Source organism: Hyphomonas sp., assembly GCF_040882205.1.
Lineage (GTDB): Bacteria > Pseudomonadota > Alphaproteobacteria > Caulobacterales > Hyphomonadaceae > Hyphomonas.
Genome location: NZ_JBBEBT010000317.1, coordinates 1 through 1956 on the forward strand (window position 1 = coordinate 1; position 1956 = coordinate 1956).

At 62.2% G+C, this 1956-nt stretch carries 3 protein-coding genes; all 3 read left to right on the plus strand.

Features of this window, described 5'->3' with window-relative positions; translation table 11 throughout:
- Positions 1-814: hypothetical protein (locus WEA77_RS13530; RefSeq protein ID WP_368068408.1), on the plus strand; the 814-nt coding region annotated here is incomplete at its 5' end.
- Between the two features lie 274 nt (positions 815-1088).
- Positions 1089-1394 carry a type II toxin-antitoxin system RelE/ParE family toxin gene (locus tag WEA77_RS13535; RefSeq protein WP_368068409.1) on the plus strand — a complete coding sequence of 102 codons (306 nt, stop codon included), beginning with the start codon at positions 1089-1091 and terminating at the stop codon, positions 1392-1394.
- The gene (locus WEA77_RS13540) at positions 1391-1678 is read left to right on the plus strand and encodes an addiction module antidote protein (protein ID WP_368068410.1); all 288 of its coding nucleotides are present in this window, start codon (positions 1391-1393) and stop codon (positions 1676-1678) included. Before WEA77_RS13535 ends, WEA77_RS13540 begins: the two co-directional genes overlap by 4 nt.
- The last annotated feature ends 278 nt before the right edge of the window (positions 1679-1956 follow it).

Below are 1956 nucleotides of genomic sequence, written 5' to 3' on the forward strand. Positions count from 1 at the left end.
AGTCGTCGTGACCCCGTCGGGCACAACAACCTACACACTGACCGTCACCGGCGCACTCGGCAGCCAGGCAACCGCGCAGGTGACCGTTACGGTCAACACGCCGTCGTTCAACCAGACCATTCAGGTCACAGGCTCCGGTCCTGTCAATCTGCGCTCGCTTGCCAATGCAGCGGGATACACAGGGACCATGAACGCCAACGTCGTGTTTGAAGTGAGCAATGGCGTCGCCATCAACGGCGCGCCGGCCGGCATCGGTATTGATACCGGCACATGGCCCGGGGCGCCCTACACGATCACGCTTGCACTGGTCGTTAAGACGGGCGGGATCGTGCGCGGTGGTGGCGGTTCCGGCGGCGCTGGCGGCGGCCCTGGAAACGGCGGCACCGGCGGCGATGCTGTGTATTGCAGACACCCGATTACCATCACAATCCAGAGCGGCGCCGAGGTCCGAGCCGGCGGCGGTGGTGGCGGCGGTGCGTCCAGCGTTTATGAAGGCGACCCCGAGCCTCAATACCGCGCGGGCGGCGGCGGCGGCGGTGGCGCGCCGAACGGCATCGGAGGAACAGGCGACAGCGGCGCCGGCAATGGCAGCACCGGTACAACCTCCGGGGGCGGCGCGGGCGGCTGGGGCAGCAATGGCGGCGTCAATGGCGGCGCGGGCGGCACCTACGGGGCCACTGGTTTCAATGGCCAAGGCTGGCTAAGCCCGTCTGCACCCGGCGGCGTCGGCGGCGCGCCCGGTTTTTGTATTCGCAAGAACGGCTACAACGTTCCGGTCACCAACAATGGGACAACTTCCGGGACTATCGGCTGACAAATCGCGAGGCGGCCGTCCTTGGGCGCAATCTCATCGCGTAGATGAAAGATCGTGGAACTCTGACCTGCCCCAGGAATTTCGAGCCAAAGTCTCGTTGCATGGCGACCGGCGGTTTAGGGCCATAATGGCTCCGATCAACATCGTTGGCGAGAGGCAGAGTCGATCCAATCGGGACATCCGGCCGCATGACCGGTGCTAGGCCGAGTTTCGCCGAAAGGCGACGCTCTCCCAAAAGCTCTTGACGAATGTAGCCAATAGGCTACAGTTCTTTATGCCGTCAATACTCAAGTCCGACGTGTTTGAGGAGTGGATCGACAATCTGCGCGACCGCGCCGGGGCCGCTCAGGTGTTGCGCCGCCTCGCGCGTTTGGAACGTGGCAATCCCGGCAGGGTCGCGCCCGTTGGCGAGGGTGTGAGCGAACTGAAGATTGATTTCGGACCAGGCTACCGGGTGTATTTCGGGCAATGGGGCGAGGAATTGGTGATCATTCTCGGCGGTGGCGACAAGTCCAGTCAGGACCGGGACATTAGGGCAGCGAAGAAGCTTTGGGACGAATGGAAGGAACAAGACCGATGACGAAAGCTAAATTCTCTCCCTTCGATGTGGCGGATCACATTAAAACCGCGGAGGATGCAGTACATTATCTCGACGCTGTGCTGTCGGATGGCGACGCCAACGAAATCGCTGAAGCGCTCGGCGTAGTGGCTCGCTCTCAAGGTATGGCGACGATAGCAGAAGAAAGCGGCCTCTCAAGAGAAACGCTTTATCGAACCCTCAGCGACGCTGGTAATCCGAGGCTTGCGACACTCATCGGCGTCCTGCGTGCCATGGGCCTTCGCCTCTCTGTGACCGCAGCTTAAGTCGTCCGTTGTACGCGGTCCAGGAGGCTTGTTCGCTTCATTCGAGCCGTTGTCCGGAAGCCGGCGGATTCGGCGGCAGTTCGCCGTGTGTGGACGGCCCTCCTTTGGCAAGTGCTTTTTTGAAGTTCCGCGTGGCTGGTCGGTGCGGCCGTGTGTTCGACCTGTTGATGCGGTCAACGGGACCGCTGGCCATAATGCCTTCCGCGAAGACGGGTCCCGACCGAAAGCTCGCGCTCGAAGCGCATCGGCGAAAGTGGGTTTTCCTGTCTTCCGGTATC

Coding starts and splice junctions, on each gene's coding strand:
- WEA77_RS13535 (WP_368068409.1), top strand. CDS start 1,089: ATGCCGTCAATACTCAAGTCCGACGTGTTTGAGGAGTGGATCGACAAT.
- WEA77_RS13540 (WP_368068410.1), top strand. CDS start 1,391: ATGACGAAAGCTAAATTCTCTCCCTTCGATGTGGCGGATCACATTAAA.